Source organism: Actinocatenispora rupis (assembly GCF_016861975.1).
GTDB classification, from domain to species: Bacteria; Actinomycetota; Actinomycetes; order Mycobacteriales; family Micromonosporaceae; genus Actinocatenispora; species Actinocatenispora rupis.
On record NZ_BOMB01000012.1, the window covers coordinates 97,196 to 110,923 of the forward strand.

The 13,728-nt window shown below is 73.1% G+C and carries 13 protein-coding genes; 9 read left to right on the top strand and 4 right to left on the bottom strand.

What is annotated here, in order from left to right; genetic code table 11:
- Nucleotides 1-16 precede the first annotated feature (16 nt).
- From Aru02nite_RS10820 to Aru02nite_RS10845, 6 genes are all read left to right on the top strand, one after another.
- Nucleotides 17-967 carry an ACP S-malonyltransferase gene (locus Aru02nite_RS10820; protein WP_203657282.1) on the top strand — a complete coding sequence of 317 codons (951 nt, stop codon included), beginning with the start codon at nucleotides 17-19 and terminating at the stop codon, nucleotides 965-967.
- A 73-nt stretch (nucleotides 968-1,040) separates the two neighbouring features.
- The gene (locus Aru02nite_RS10825; protein WP_203657283.1) at nucleotides 1,041-1,988 is read left to right on the top strand and encodes a beta-ketoacyl-ACP synthase III; all 948 of its coding nucleotides are present in this window, start codon (nucleotides 1,041-1,043) and stop codon (nucleotides 1,986-1,988) included.
- Between the two features lie 90 nt (nucleotides 1,989-2,078).
- Nucleotides 2,079-2,324 (top strand): acyl carrier protein, encoded by a 246-nt coding sequence (locus Aru02nite_RS10830; protein ID WP_203657284.1) that lies wholly within the window; start codon nucleotides 2,079-2,081, stop codon nucleotides 2,322-2,324.
- A gap of 28 nt (nucleotides 2,325-2,352) precedes the next feature.
- Entirely contained in the window at nucleotides 2,353-3,585 is a 1,233-nt protein-coding gene (gene fabF, locus Aru02nite_RS10835; protein ID WP_203657292.1) for a beta-ketoacyl-ACP synthase II, read from the top strand.
- 224 nt (nucleotides 3,586-3,809) lie between these two features.
- Complete coding sequence (locus tag Aru02nite_RS10840; RefSeq protein WP_203657294.1) at nucleotides 3,810-4,256, top strand: hypothetical protein; 447 nt, start codon at nucleotides 3,810-3,812, stop codon at nucleotides 4,254-4,256.
- Complete coding sequence (locus Aru02nite_RS10845; protein ID WP_203657296.1) at nucleotides 4,253-6,295, top strand: NACHT domain-containing protein; 2,043 nt, start codon at nucleotides 4,253-4,255, stop codon at nucleotides 6,293-6,295. The genes Aru02nite_RS10840 and Aru02nite_RS10845 overlap by 4 nt, the downstream gene beginning before the upstream one ends.
- Nucleotides 6,296-6,329: 34 nt before the next feature.
- Here the strand turns inward: Aru02nite_RS10845 and Aru02nite_RS10850 are convergent, their stop codons facing one another.
- Nucleotides 6,330-8,042 carry a glycoside hydrolase family 3 protein gene (locus Aru02nite_RS10850; protein WP_203657298.1) on the bottom strand — a complete coding sequence of 571 codons (1,713 nt, stop codon included), beginning with the start codon at nucleotides 8,040-8,042 and terminating at the stop codon, nucleotides 6,330-6,332.
- Nucleotides 8,043-8,131: 89 nt separating this feature from the next.
- Complete coding sequence (locus tag Aru02nite_RS10855) at nucleotides 8,132-8,623, bottom strand: DUF3145 domain-containing protein (protein ID WP_203657299.1); 492 nt, start codon at nucleotides 8,621-8,623, stop codon at nucleotides 8,132-8,134.
- A 445-nt stretch (nucleotides 8,624-9,068) separates the two neighbouring features.
- On the opposite strand from Aru02nite_RS10855, the gene Aru02nite_RS10860 reads away from it, so the two are divergent.
- The gene (locus Aru02nite_RS10860; protein WP_203657300.1) at nucleotides 9,069-9,392 is read left to right on the top strand and encodes a hypothetical protein; all 324 of its coding nucleotides are present in this window, start codon (nucleotides 9,069-9,071) and stop codon (nucleotides 9,390-9,392) included.
- Nucleotides 9,393-9,534: 142 nt separating this feature from the next.
- Here the strand turns inward: Aru02nite_RS10860 and Aru02nite_RS10865 are convergent, their stop codons facing one another.
- On the bottom strand, nucleotides 9,535-10,173 hold the full coding sequence (locus Aru02nite_RS10865) for a carbonic anhydrase (RefSeq protein WP_203657301.1): 639 nt from the start codon (nucleotides 10,171-10,173) through the stop codon (nucleotides 9,535-9,537).
- A gap of 134 nt (nucleotides 10,174-10,307) precedes the next feature.
- Here Aru02nite_RS10865 and Aru02nite_RS10870 point away from each other — a divergent pair, with 134 nt between their 5' ends.
- Complete coding sequence (locus tag Aru02nite_RS10870) at nucleotides 10,308-10,862, top strand: HIT family protein (protein WP_203657302.1); 555 nt, start codon at nucleotides 10,308-10,310, stop codon at nucleotides 10,860-10,862.
- 115 nt (nucleotides 10,863-10,977) lie between these two features.
- Nucleotides 10,978-13,134: a HelD family protein gene (locus Aru02nite_RS10875; RefSeq protein ID WP_203657303.1), complete on the top strand. Its 2,157-nt coding sequence runs from the start codon at nucleotides 10,978-10,980 to the stop codon at nucleotides 13,132-13,134.
- A 67-nt stretch (nucleotides 13,135-13,201) separates the two neighbouring features.
- Here Aru02nite_RS10875 and Aru02nite_RS10880 read toward each other — a convergent pair whose 3' ends face one another.
- Entirely contained in the window at nucleotides 13,202-13,723 is a 522-nt protein-coding gene (locus Aru02nite_RS10880) for a hypothetical protein (RefSeq protein WP_203657304.1), read from the bottom strand.
- Nucleotides 13,724-13,728: the final 5 nt, after the last annotated feature.

The window sequence follows — 13,728 nt, forward strand, 5'->3', positions numbered from 1 at the left end:
GTCACAGTCTTAAGCCGTGCTGGCCATACTCGCCCCCGGACAGGGGTCTCAGAAGCCCGGGTTCCTGACCCCGTGGCTCGATGTCGACGGTGCCGAGTCCCGGCTCCGCTGGTGGTCGACCGCCGCCGGCGTCGATCTCGTACACCTGGGGACCGAGGCGGACGCCGACGAGATCAAGGACACCGCGCGTACCCAGCCGCTGCTGGTGGCCGCCGGGCTGCTCGCCGCCGGGCACCTGCCGCTGGCCGACGTGGACGTCGTCGCCGGGCACAGCATCGGCGAGCTGACCGCCGCGGCCGTCGCCGGGTCGCTGTCCACCGAGTCCGCGATGATGCTGGCCGGCGTACGCGGGCGGGAGATGGCGGCGGCGTGCGCGCTGGAACCCACCGGCATGAGCGCCGTACTCGGTGGCGACCCGGACGAGGTGGTCGCCGCGATCGACGCCGCCGGCCTCACCCCGGCCAACCGCAACGGTGCCGGCCAGATCGTCGCCGCCGGTGCGCTGCCGGCGCTGGAGAAGTTCGCGGCGGAGCCGCCGGCCGGTGCCCGGGTACGGGCGCTCGCGGTGGCCGGCGCGTTCCACACCCCGTACATGGCGCCGGCGGAGCGGGCGCTGGAGGCACTGGCCGGCGGCATCACCCCCACCGATCCGGTACGCACGCTGCTGTCCAACGCCGACGGTGGCGCCGTGCGTACCGGGGCGGAACTGGTGGGGCGGCTGGTGCGGCAGGTGACCACCTCGGTGCGGTGGGACCTGTGCATGGCCACGCTCGCCGACCTCGGCGTCACCGGCGTCCTCGAACTTCCGCCGGCCGGCGTACTCGCCGGTCTGGTGAAGCGGGAGCTGAAGGGCGACCGGAAGCCGGAGATCGTCACCCTGAACACCCCGGACGACCTGCCGGCCGCCCGCGACCTGATCGCCCGGCACGGCGCGTCGCGCGCCGCCGGGACCGGAGACCACGGATGAGCGCGCCCGCGCGGAGCCGCCCGACGACGGCCCGGACCGCAGACCACGACGAGCGCCGAGCGACGGAGCGAGCATGACCGCAGGCAGCAAGATCCTGGCGATGGGCCACTACCAGCCCGCCAAGGTACTCACCAACGAGGACCTGACCCGGATCGTGGACACCACCGACGAGTGGATCACCACCCGGGTCGGTATCAAGGAACGCCGCGTCGCCGAGCACGAGACGGTCGCCGACATGGCCACCGCCGCCGCCGGCAAGGCGCTCGCGAACGCCGGGCTGTCCGCCGCCGACATCGACCAGGTCGTCGTCGCGACCTGCTCGTCGGTCGACCGCTGCCCGAACGTGGCGACCCGCGTCGCGCACAACCTCGGCATCAGCGCGCCCGCGGCGTACGACCTGAACACGGGCTGCTCGGGCTTCGAGTACGCGCTGGCGACGGCGGACCACGCGATCCGGGCCGGCGCGTCGACCCGGGCGCTGGTGATCGGCGCGGAGAAGCTGACCGACGTCACCGACTACACCGACCGGACCTCGTGCATCCTGTTCGGCGACGGCGCGGGTGCGGCCGTCGTGGCGGGCGTGGACGCGGACGAGGAGCCGGGCATCGGGCCGGTGCTGTGGGGCAGCCGCCCCGAGATGGGCCCGGTACTCACGATCGAGGGCTGGCGCCCGTACATCGTGCAGGACGGTCAGGCGGTCTTCCGCTGGGCGACCACGGAGCTGCCGGCGTTCGCGAAGGAGACCTGCGAGAAGGCCGGCGTACGGCCGGAGGAGCTGGGCGCGTTCGTCGCGCACCAGGCGAACCTGCGGATCATCGAGCCGCTGGCGCGCAAGCTGGGCGCCACGAACGCGGTGATCGCCCGGGACATCGTCGAGTCCGGCAACACCTCGGCGGCGTCCGTACCGCTGGCGTTGTCGAAGCTGCTGGAGCGCGGCGAGGTCGCGTCCGGTTCGCCGGTGCTGCTGTTCGGCTTCGGCGGCGGCCTGACGTACGCCGGGCAGGTCGTGCGCTGCCCCTGACCCATGTCGTACCAGGTCGGTACGGCACCATGAACGGCCGTGCCACGGCAGGATCGCCGGGGCACGAACGAAACGAGAGAGGGAACACCGATGGCAAACCGCGACGAGATTCGCTCCGGGCTGGCCGACATCCTCGAAGAGGTGGCCGGCGTGGACAAGGCGGACGTCGCCGACGAGAAGTCGTTCACCGATGAGCTGGACGTCGACTCGTTGTCGATGGTCGAGGTCGTGGTGGCGGCCGAGGAGAAGTTCGGCGTGAAGATCCCGGACGACGAGGTGCCGAACCTGAAGACCGTCGGCGACGCCGTCAGCTACATCGAGAAGAACGCTGCCTGAGCCGGATCTGCGGGAGGCGAACGACGAGATGACGAGCCACACCAGACCGGATGTGGTGGTCACCGGGCTCGGCGCGACGACCCCGCTCGGCGGGGACGTCGCGTCCACCTGGGACGGACTGGTCAACGGCCGGTCCGGCATCCGGAAGCTGGACACCGACTGGGCCGAGATGCTTCCGGTACGCATCGCCGGTTTGATGGTCGACGACCCGGCCAACCACATCGACCGGGTCAAGACCCGGCGGATGGACCGCTCCGAGCAGGCGGCCGTGGTGGCCGCCCGGCAGGCCTGGGCGGACGCCGGCATTCCGGACGACATCGACAAGGAGCGGGTGGCGGTCAGCGTCGGCACCGGCATCGGCGGGGCGAAGACCCTCGTCGACCAGCACGACCGGCTGATGACCAAGGGTGCGCGGCTGGTCAGCCCGCACACCGTGCCGATGCTCATGCCGAACGGCGCCGCGGCGTACGTGGGGCTGGAGTTCGGGGTGCACGGTGGCGTGCACTCGCCGGCGAGCGCCTGCGCGACGAGTTCGGAGGCGATCGCCTGGGGGCTGGACATCATCCGGTCCGGCCGGGCGGACGTGGTCGTCGCCGGCGGTACCGAGTCGGTGGTGTTCCCGCTGCCGATCGCCGGGTTCGCGTCGATGCGCGCGATGTCCACCCGCAACGACGAGCCGGAGCGGGCGAGCCGGCCGTTCGACAAGGGGCGGGACGGGTTCGTGCTCGGTGAGGGCGCCGGCATCGTCGTCCTGGAACGTGCCGACCACGCCGCGGCCCGCGGTGCCCACGTGTACGCACGGCTCGCCGGCGCGGCGCTCACCTCCGACGGGTACGACATCGTCGCGCCCGACCCGGAGGGTACGCAGCAGGCGCGGGCGATGACGCTGGCGATCCGGGACGCGGGGCTGGACCCGGCGGACGTCGCCCACGTCAACGCGCACGCCACCTCGACCCCGGTCGGGGACATGGGCGAGATCGCGGCGATCCGCAAGGCGGTCGGCGACCGTCCGGTGGTCACGTCGACGAAGTCGATGACCGGTCACCTGCTGGGCGCGGCCGGCGCGGTCGAGTCGATCGCGACGATCCTCGCGGTGTACCACGGGGTCGTGCCGCCGACCATCAACCTGGACGACCCCGACGACGAGCTGACCCTCGACGTCGCGGCGAACGTCGCCCGGACGATGGCGGTCCCCGCCGCGCTGAACAACTCGTTCGGCTTCGGTGGGCACAACGCCGCGCTGGCCTTCGTACGCGGCTGAGCGGAGTGCGCGGCGTCGCGCCCGGTGGCGGCCGGGCACCGCGGCGCCGCGTCCGGTCCCCGCGTCGGCCGGCAGGAACACGGGACACGGCCCCGTCCGATCGAGGACGGGGCCGTGTCGCGTACCCGGGTGGGACGCCGGCCCCGTACGGCACTGGACGATGACGAACCGGGCGGGGCACGATGGCACGGCTCGTCCGTACCTCGTACCGAACGGAGCCGCCCATGGATCCCGGCACGCTCGCCGACACCGCCGTGTCGTTCCTCCACGCGTACCTGCAGCGGATCGGTGGCCTGGTCGCGGACCGTGCGGCGCAGACGATCGCGGACGGCGTGCTGCCGCTGGCGTCCCGCCTGCACCGGGTACTGCGAAGGGCGCTGCGGGGCACGGACCACGAGGCGGCGCTCGACGCGACCGAGGACTCCCCGGAGGCGCCGCCGGCCGCGGACCTCGTCACCGCGGTACGTGAGGTCGTCGAGGCGGACCCGGCCACCGCCGCGGAACTCGCCGACATCCTCCGCGAGGCCGGCTGGCTGGACGCCCCGGCGGCGGGGATCGGCCACGTCGAGGGCGCGGCGGCGGTCGGCGGCAACGTGACGATCCGCGGGAGGTACGCGGCGGGCCGCGACGTCGTCGTCCGCGCCGACCCCGAGGAGACGCGCGACCGGTGACCGACCCCGACGACCCGCCACCTGCCGGTACCGGGCCGGAGCGGGTGACGGTGCACGGTGCCGCGGCGGTCGGCGGCGGCGACGTGCACGTCTCCGGGACGTACGCGGCGGGCCGGGACATCGTCATCGACCGTCGCTCCATCTACCAGACGTACGCGGACAACCGGCGGTACCTGTCGCTGTTCGGGCTGTGGCACCGCGGCGGCGGCCCGCAGGTACGCGCGCGGGTGCGGCGGATGCTCGCCGACGTGATGCGGCAGCACTGGATCCGCCGCGACGACGGGTACCTGCCGGTGCGGTTCACCGAGCGGCCGGAGGCGGTGGTGACGCCGCGCGACGCGGTACTCGTCACCACCGACCCGCCCCGGCGTACGTTCCCGGCCGGCGCCACGCTGTCCGACGTCCGCGACGAGATCGGCGGCAACCTGCTCGTACTCGGCGCGCCCGGCGCGGGCAAGACGTACCAGGTGCTGCGGTTGGCGGGTGACCTGCTCGCCGCCGCCGAGCGCGACGACAGCCTGCGGATGCCGGTGTACCTGCACCTCGGTTCGTGGACGAGGTCGTCCGGGTCGCTGCTGGCGTGGGCGGCGGCCGAGCTGGGCCGGGTGTTCAAGGTGCCGGCCAAGTTCGACCTGAAGCAGATCATCGAGGCCGAGGTCGTCCTGCTGCTCGACGGCCTCGACGAGGTCGACCGGGCCCACCGGAACGGCTGCGCGCGGGCGATCGACGAGTTCCGCGACCGGCACGGCGATGTCCCGCTCGTCGTCTGCACCCGACCCACCGAGTACGAGGCGACCGGTGTGCGGCTCGCCCTGGACGGCGCGGTGCTGATCGAACCACCGACGCCGGCCGAGACCGAGTCGTACCTGGAGGGGCTGGGGTCGAAGGCGGCGGGGCTGCGGCGGATGCTCGCCGCGGACCCCGGGTTGCGGCGGCTGCTCGGCTCACCGCTGTTCGTCACCTTCATGGTCCAGGCGTACGGCTCGGACGACGGGGCGGCGCGCCCGCCGACCGGCGCCGACGGCGTGTTCGCCGACTACGTCGCCGCCATGTACCGCCGGCCGGTGCCGCGCTCGCTGCCACGGTTCGCGCCGGAGCAGGTGACGCGCTGGCTGTCCTGGCTGGCGCGGTCGCTGCGCCGGCGGCGCACTCCGGTGTTCCACCTCGACCGGCTCTCCCCCGACTGGCTGCCGGACCGCGCCGACCGGGACCGGGCGCTGCGCTGGGAACGCGTGGTGATCGCCGTGCTCGCGTTCGGCGGCGGCTGGCTGAAGGCCGCGCTGATGTTTCCCGTCGGCCACGCCAAACCCCTGACGGTCGCGTTCTGGCTGGTGGTGTGGCCGCCACTGTTCGCCTGGATACTGGGCAGCCGCGCCGCCACCCTCGAACGGTTCACCGCCGGCATCACCCCCGGTACGCTCGGCCGCGGCCTGCTCGCCTGGGCACGCAACCCGCTCACCGTGCTCGCCGCCGTCGGCCTGGTCGCCGGCTGGCGGATCGGCCCGGTACAGGTCCCGGCGTTCACCGCGCTGTTCGGCCAGCCGGTGCACGTACGGGCGCTCTGCGCCATGCTCCTCACGCTGCTGCTACCGGTGATGGTGTTCGTGCACGCCCGCTGGTTCGACTTCACGGTCGTCCAGCCGCGGTCCCCGGGCGAGGAGATCCGCGCGGTACCGCGGCGCAGCCTGCTGGTCGGGCTGGCCGTCGCCGCCGTCGTCCTCGTCCACCAGATCGCGCTCGGCTGGCTGGAGGCCCCGCAGTACGGCACCGCGTACATGCTGCTGCACCCGCTGGAGATGGTGCCGCTGGCCGTGCTCGGCGCCGCCTGGTTCTCCGGCGGCCGCACGTACGTCCGATACCGCGTCACCGCCCGCATCCTGCACCGCCGCGGACTCGGCCCGGCACGGTACGGCGACTTCCTCGACCACGCGACGCGCCGGCTGCTCCTGGTACGCGACGGCGGCGGGTACCGCTTCCCGCACGACCGCCTCCGCCGCTACTTCGCCACCCTGCCACCGGAATCCCAACCCCGCAGCTGATCCGTCGGGCGTGGGTGCCGGCACCCGCGAGCGGTCAGCCGCAGGCGCTGCGGGGCAGGCCCTGGATCGGGACGGGCGAGCGACCCGGCGCGGTGGCCTTGCCCGCCAGTACGGCGGCGAGCGCGGTCATCGACTCCTTCGTCGCGCCGAACGTGGCGAGCACCGTCTTCGACCGCACCTCGCTCAGCAGGTACGGCTCGTCCATGCCGACGGTGACGTCCGCGTTCGGTGACAGGTCCCTGGTGGTGTCGCCGTACCCGGTCAGCGCCACCTGCGTGCCGCCGCTCGTGGAGACCGTGATTCCGTTGGCGCGCAAGGCATCCGTGAGCCAGGACCGCTTCTGGTCGGTACCGCCGGTGAGCCGTACGGTGCCCGACACGAGCGGCCCCGTGCACTGTCCGCGCAGGGTGGTGACCGCGGCGGCGGCGATGTCGCCGGCGACCTTCTCGTGCGCCGCGGACCGCAGCGTCGACAGCGCCGGCTGGGTGTGGCCCGCGAGGCGGGCGCGCAGCGTCACGACCCGGGTGGCCGCCTCGACCAGCCGGCTACGCGGCAGCTCACCGGACTTGAGCCCGGCCAGCAGGCCCTTCTGCGCGGCGGGCAGGTTCGGCGGTTCGAGCAGCAGGTCGTTGCCGGCGAGCAGGGCGTGCACCGCCGCCTCGCCCCCGTCGTACCGGTCGGTGACGGGCTGCATGTTCAGCGCGTCGGACACGACCACGCCGTTGAACTTCATCTTCGTCCGCAGTACGTCGTGCAGCAGCTTGTGCGACAGCGTCGCCGGCATCCCCGGGTCGACCGCCTGTACGTCCAGGTGACCGGCCATGATCGCCCAGGTGTCCGCGCCGATCGCGGCCGAGAACGGCGGCAGGTCCTGCGAGTCCAGCGTGCCGCGCGTCTGCGTCAGTACCGGCATCGCGTGGTGGCTGTCGGTCGTGGTGTGCCCGTGCCCGGGGAAGTGCTTCGGCGTGGCCGCGACCCCCGCGGTCTGGAGCCCCTTGACGGCGGCGGCGGTCTGCACCGCCACCTGCTGCGGGTCCGAGCCGAACGACCGCGAACCGATGACCAGGTTCCCCGGCCCACCGAGTACGTCGGCGTCGGGCGCGAAGTCCATGTTGACGCCGACCGCGGACAGCTCGCCCCCGGCCATCTCCCAGGCCCGTTCGGTGAGCTTCGGGTCGTGCGCGGCGCCGACCCCGAGGCCGGTCGGCAGCGGGCTCACCCCGTCCGCGAGCCGCACCACCGTCCCGAACTCCTGGTCGGTACTGATCAGCATCGGCAACCCGTCCGCCGTACCGGCCCGCTGCAACCCGGTCGTCAGCTCGCGTACCTGCTTCGGCGTGGCGATGTTGCTCGTCGGGTTGGTCTCCGCGGTCGGGTCGTTCCCGTCACCCTCGTTGACCAGCATCAACCCGCCCAGCTTGTACTTCCGGACGATCTGTGCGGGTGTGTCGGCGCCGGCGATGTTCCGGTTGTGCCTGGCGGCCTCGGCCGAGACCCTGTCCGCCTGGTACCCGTACGCCACCGGCATCAGCACCTGGCCGATCAGTTCGGTGTCGGACATCGACCGGACGATCTCGGCGGCCCGCTTCGCCGGGTCGACCGGTGCGTGCGTCGGCGGCGCGCTGGACGACCGGTGGGTCGGCTCGTGGGCCGCGCTCGGCGACTTGCCGCACGCCGCGGCGGCGAGCAGACAGCCGAGCGCCACCAGGGCGGTCAGGACACGGGGGGTTCGCGTGTGGGGGGACACGCGTGCAAGGAGACCAGCCGACCGGCCGCCGCGTCCAATCGGGGTAGCGGCCGCCACTCGGCGAGCGACCGGTACCTCACGGTTCGTACTCACCCGACCTGGGTGAGCCACGTCACCGGTGCGCCGTCGCCCGCATGCCGGTACGGCTCCAGCTCCGCGTCCCAGGACGCACCCAGCAACCGCTCCAGCCCGTGCGCCAGCGCCTCCGGTCCGGCGGCCGTCGCCATCAGCGACCGCAACCGGTCCTCGGGTACGACGATGTCGCCGTTCGCGCTCACCGAGGCACGGAAGATGCCACGGCCGGGCGCGTACATGATGCGCTCGCCGTCGACCCCGGGGCTGGGCTCCTCGGTCACCTCGAAGCGCAGCATCGTCCACTGCCGGAGCGCAGCAGCAATTTCCGACCCGGTACCCGCTCGTCCCGTCCACGAGCATTCGGCCCGCACGGTGGTCGGATCGGCGGGCTGCTGGGTCCACTCCAGTCGAACCGGCGTGCCCAGCACACGCGCGATGGCCCACTCGACGTGCGGGCACACGGCAGGCGGGCTCGAATGGACGTACACGACGCCTCTAGTCGGCACGATCGACCTCCCGGTTGACGAGGTGCGCCTTCCCCCGCGTCCTCGCTCAGCCAAGTGGTCGGAAACATGATGACTTGTGGTGCTGCCGTTACGCCAGCGATCTCGGGATTTTGGTGGAACGGTTGTCTGACCGCGGGTGGAAATGCTAACGGAGTCGGGTTCACCAGGGCGGGCGCATCGTAACCGGAGTGGTCAAGATGACCCGGCGACCACCCATCCCGACCGAGCCGGTGCACCGTGTCATCGGATACCCTCGACGGTGAGGGCAGGGTCGACGACCGGCCACTGTCCCGACGAACAATCAGGTTCGGTGTCGACCGGCTGACGGTCGACATCCCTCGTGCGGGCCGTCCGCGGCGCGCGCGATCCGGTCGTTCCACCCGACAAGCGATCGCCCGGCGTTCTGCGCCTGTACGGCGGTCAAGGAGTGCAAGGAGTACCACGCGTGGCCCAGTCAAAGACCGCACGCGCCTCGGTTCGCGCCGGCCAGGCGTCCGGTGGCGCCCTCAGCGTGCTCGGCGAGTACAAGTACCTCATCCCGCTGAACGGTGGGAAGAACGTCTACGTGCGCAACCTGCTGACCGGCAAGACCTCGCGGGTGCGTACCGACTCGGACAAGTTCGTCGAGGAGATCAAGTCGCTGGCCGACGGCGGTCACGGCGTCAAGATCAAGGCCGAGCTGGACGTGCTGCAGACGTCCTTCCCCGACCACGGTTGGGACGTCACGACCAAGCGTCTGGTGGACGCGGGCGTGTTCGGCGAGAGCTGAATCCCGGCCCGTCACCCGAAGCCCCGGTGCCCTCGGCGCCGGGGCTTCGTCGTGTCCGGACAACGACGGGTGGCCGGGCGACGACGGGTGGCCGAGCGACGGGTCAGACCCACCGACAGCGTCACCGTCATCATCATCCCGGTCAGGCGATGAGGCGGACGCGGCCATGCGTACGGTCGTGGCGGGCGCCGACCAGCCACAGCGTGCCCGCGTCCAGGCCCTCGCGTACGGCGGGGAGGGCGCCGACGCGGGCGACGGTACCGGCGACGTGGTGGCGCATCACCCGGTCGTAGCGGTCGGTGCCGCGCTCGTGCCGGTGGTGCCCGCCGTCCACCGCCCGGTCGGCCGCGGCCACCGCCGGCCGCACCTCGTCCACCAGGTACGCCAGGTCGCCGGTCGGCGCGTCGGTGTCCACGGCGTACCGGACGGCGGCGCAGTGTTCGTGGCCGAGCACCATGACGAGCGCGACGCCGAGGGTCGCCACGGCCAGTTCGACGGACGCGGTGGCGCCGCGGTCGAGTACGTGGCCGGCGGAGCGGACCACGCACAGGTCCCCGTACCCGGCGTCGAAGAGCGACTCGGCCGCGAGCCCGCCGTCCAGACACGTCACCACCAGCGCGAACGGTTCCGGGGCGGGCAGGGTGCGGCGCCCGCCGGGACGGCCCCCGTCGGTACGGCCGGCGAGGAAGCGGCGGTTGCCGGCGATCAGCTTGCGCAGCGCCGCGGGCGGTGTGACGGCGCGGTCGGCGGCGACCTCGTCCGTCGGGGGGTGTGGTGGCACGAGTACCAGAGTGCCGACGCGGTCACGCGGCGACCAGTCGACGGCGACGGAAGCGGCACTGATCACCGTCCCGTCCACCAATCGTGGGCGATCGGGCGGTGAATCCGGTGCGGCTGGTGGCTAGGGTGACCTTCGTGGATACACCCCTCCCCGATTTCGTCAACTGGCCCACGTTCCCGTTCAGCGGCGAGCTGCGGGTGCGGCCGTTGGACGCCCCTTCCCTGCCGGAGCCGCCCCGGGACGGCGAGGACATCGCCGGCTGCCGGGCCTGCCAGGCACCCGACGACGCGTACATCTGGGTGGACGACCGGTGGCGCGTCCGGGCCACCGAACAGCCGCCCGGCCTGCCGCTCGTCCTGCTGCTCGAACCGCGGATGCACCTCGACCTGGGCGACCTGCCCAACCTGGAGGCCGCGGAGCTCGGCCTGCTCACCGTACGGATCGAGCGGGCGATGCGCTCGGTCGACGGCGTGGCGCGCGTCCACGTGAACCGGTGGGGTGACGGAGCGGCGCACCTGCACCTGTGGTTCCTGGCCCGGCCGGCGGGCGCGCTGCAGCTGCGCGGATCGTTCCTGTCGATGTGGGACGACATCCTGCCGCCGGTGAGCACCCGGACCTGGCGCGACAACCTGTCGTTCGTGGCGGCCTACCTCGCCGACCAGGGTGGGCGGTCCATGCTGGAGTCCTGACCCTGCCCGCCATTCTATCCGGACCGGGTCGGGCGAAAATCGACCCGGTGCAGGGTTTTCCGGTGGGGGCGGGTCTCTAACCTCGCTGCGGGGAACTTCGGGGCGAGGGGGACGCATGGCGGACGGTGCGGCGACGGCGGCGGCGGAGGTCGCGGCCGAGCAGCGGCACGTCGACCGGGTGTACGCGCGGCTCGACGTGCTGCGCGAGGAGACCGCCGAGTCGACCCGCAACGGCTTCGCGCTGGCCCGGGTCGGCAACTTCGGCGCGCTCGTCGAGCGGGACGCGATGGTGTACCAGATGTCGCGGCGGCTGCGCGCGCTGGACGCGGAGTACGACGGGCTGGTGTTCGGAAGGCTGGACCTGGTGGCGCGCGGCGACGCGGACACCACGCTGCACATCGGCCGGCTGGGGCTGCGGGACGAGCAGTACCGGCCGCTGGTGGTGGACTGGCGGGCGCCGGCGGCCGGCGCGTTCTACCGTGCCACGCCGACCGACCCGATGGGTGTGATCCGGCGCCGGGTGATCCGGTGCGTGGGGCAGCGGGTCGCCGACGTACAGGACGATCTGCTCGACCCGGGTGCGGCGCCGGACGGCATGGCAGTGGTCGGCGAGGGCGCGCTGCTGGCGAGCATGGCGCGCGCCACCGGCCACCGGATGCGGGACATCGTCGCCACCATCGCCCGCGAGCAGGACGAGGCGGTACGCGCGCCCGCCTCCGGCGCGGTGCTGCTCACCGGCGGCCCCGGTACGGGGAAGACGGCGGTGGCGCTGCACCGCGCCGCGTACCTGCTGTACTCGGACCGCAACCGGTACGAGTCGGGTGGGGTGCTGATCGTCGGCCCGGCGCCGGTGTTCATGCGGTACATCGAGCGGGTGCTGCCGTCGCTGGGCGAGGACACGGTGACGTTGCGGGCGCTCGGCGAGGTGCTGGACGACACGTCCACCGACCGGCGCGACTCCCCCGCCGTCGCCGCGGTGAAGGGTTCGCTGCGGATGCGGCAGGTGCTGCGCCGCGCGGTCCGCGACGTCCCGCCGGGCGCGCCCGACCGCCTGCGCCTCGTGTACGCGGGGCTGGTGTTGACGCTCGACGCGAAGGCGCTGGCCGGGGTGCGGCGGGCGGCGCAGCGCCGGGGCACGCCGCACAACCAGGCCCGGCGGTACGCCCGCGCCGAGCTGATCGAGGCGCTGTGGCAGCAGGCCGTCCGGCGGGCCGCGAACGAGTACGCGCTGGACCGGGAGCGGTTCGCCGACGAGGTGGGCGACCGGAGCGAGTTCCACCGGTTCGTGGCGGCGTGGTGGCCGGTGCTGGCGCCGTTCGAGGTGCTGTCGTGGCTGGGCGACGAGTCCCGGCTGCGGCGCTACGCCGGGCGGGTGCTCACCCCCGAGGAGGTACGCCTGGTCGCGGCGTCGATCGCGCCGCCCACCGCGCCTGACACGCTGTTCGACGTACCGGCGGGGGACGGGCCGACGGTGGCGGACGTGGCGCTGGCCGACGAGCTGCGGGTACTGCTCGGGCCGCCGCCGAAGCCGCCGAAGCCGGAGCCCGACGAGTACCAGATCGCCGAGCTGTCCACGTACGCGGAGCGCACGATGCCGGCGCGGGAGCGACCCGAGCGGCCCACCGACTACGACGAGTACGCGCACGTGGTGGTGGACGAGGCGCAGGACCTGTCGCCGATGCAGTGGCGGATGGTGGGCCGGCGCGGGCGGTACGCGGGCTGGACGATCGTCGGCGACCCCGCGCAGAGCGCCTGGCCCGATCCGGACGAGGCGACCGCGGCGCGGGACGAGGCGCTGCGCGGCCGGCGTACCCGGTCGTTCGAGCTGACCACGAACTACCGGAACTCGGCGGAGATCTTCGCGCTCGCCGCCCAGGTGGTTCGCGCCGCCGAACCCGACCTGCCGCTGCCCACCGCGGTCCGGCACACCGACACGCCGCCCGCCGTCCACGCGGTCGCCGCCGCCGACCTGCCCGATACCTGCCGGACGGCGCTCGCCGAGCTGCTCGCCGCGGTACCAGGGACGGTCGGGGTGGTCGCGCCGGACGACCTGCTCGACGCCGTCCGCGGCTGGCTGCCTGCCGACGAGCGCGTCGACCTGCTCGGCCCGCTGTCCGCCAAGGGCATGGAGTACGACGGGGTGCTGGTGGTGGAGCCGGGGCGGATCCAGGCGACCGCGGCGGGCGGCGCCCGCACCCTGTACGTGGTGCTCACCCGCGCCACCCAGCGGCTCACCGTCGTGGGTACCGATCCGGCCTGGCCGGGCGCCTGACACGTCGACGCCCGCCGGTCTGCGTGACCGGCGGGCGTCGGGTGGTGCCTGAGGTGGTGCCGATGGCTCAGGACGCGTACGGGTTGGCGCTGTCGTTGGTGTAGTGCACCGTGTCGACGTTGCCGTCGTTGTCGGTGTCGGTGGCGACCACGTCCACCTGACCGTCCTCGTTCTTGTCCACGGCCACCGCGTCGACGCGGCCGTCGTTGTTGGTGTCCGCCGCGTACGTGTCGATGGTGCCGTCGTGGTTCGTGTCCGCCGCGTACGCGTCCGGGGAACCGTCGTTGTTCGTGTCGGCGCTGTAGAAGTCGGCGTGCCCGTCGCCGTTGGTGTCCATCGCACCGTGGTCGGGGTTGCCGTCGCCGTTGGTGTCCCAGTCGACCTGGTCGATCTTGCCGTCGTGGTTCGAGTCGTACGCCCACGTGTCGGTGTGACCGTCGCCGTTGCTGTCCGTGTCGACCTGGTCCGCGACGCCGTCGTGGTTCGAGTCGTAGACGTCGGCGGAGGTGCCATCCGTGTACTCGACGTGGACGTCGTTGCCGGTGGTGTCGTCGGTGCCGGTCGTGTCGCCGGTGTCGATGTCGCTCATCGCGG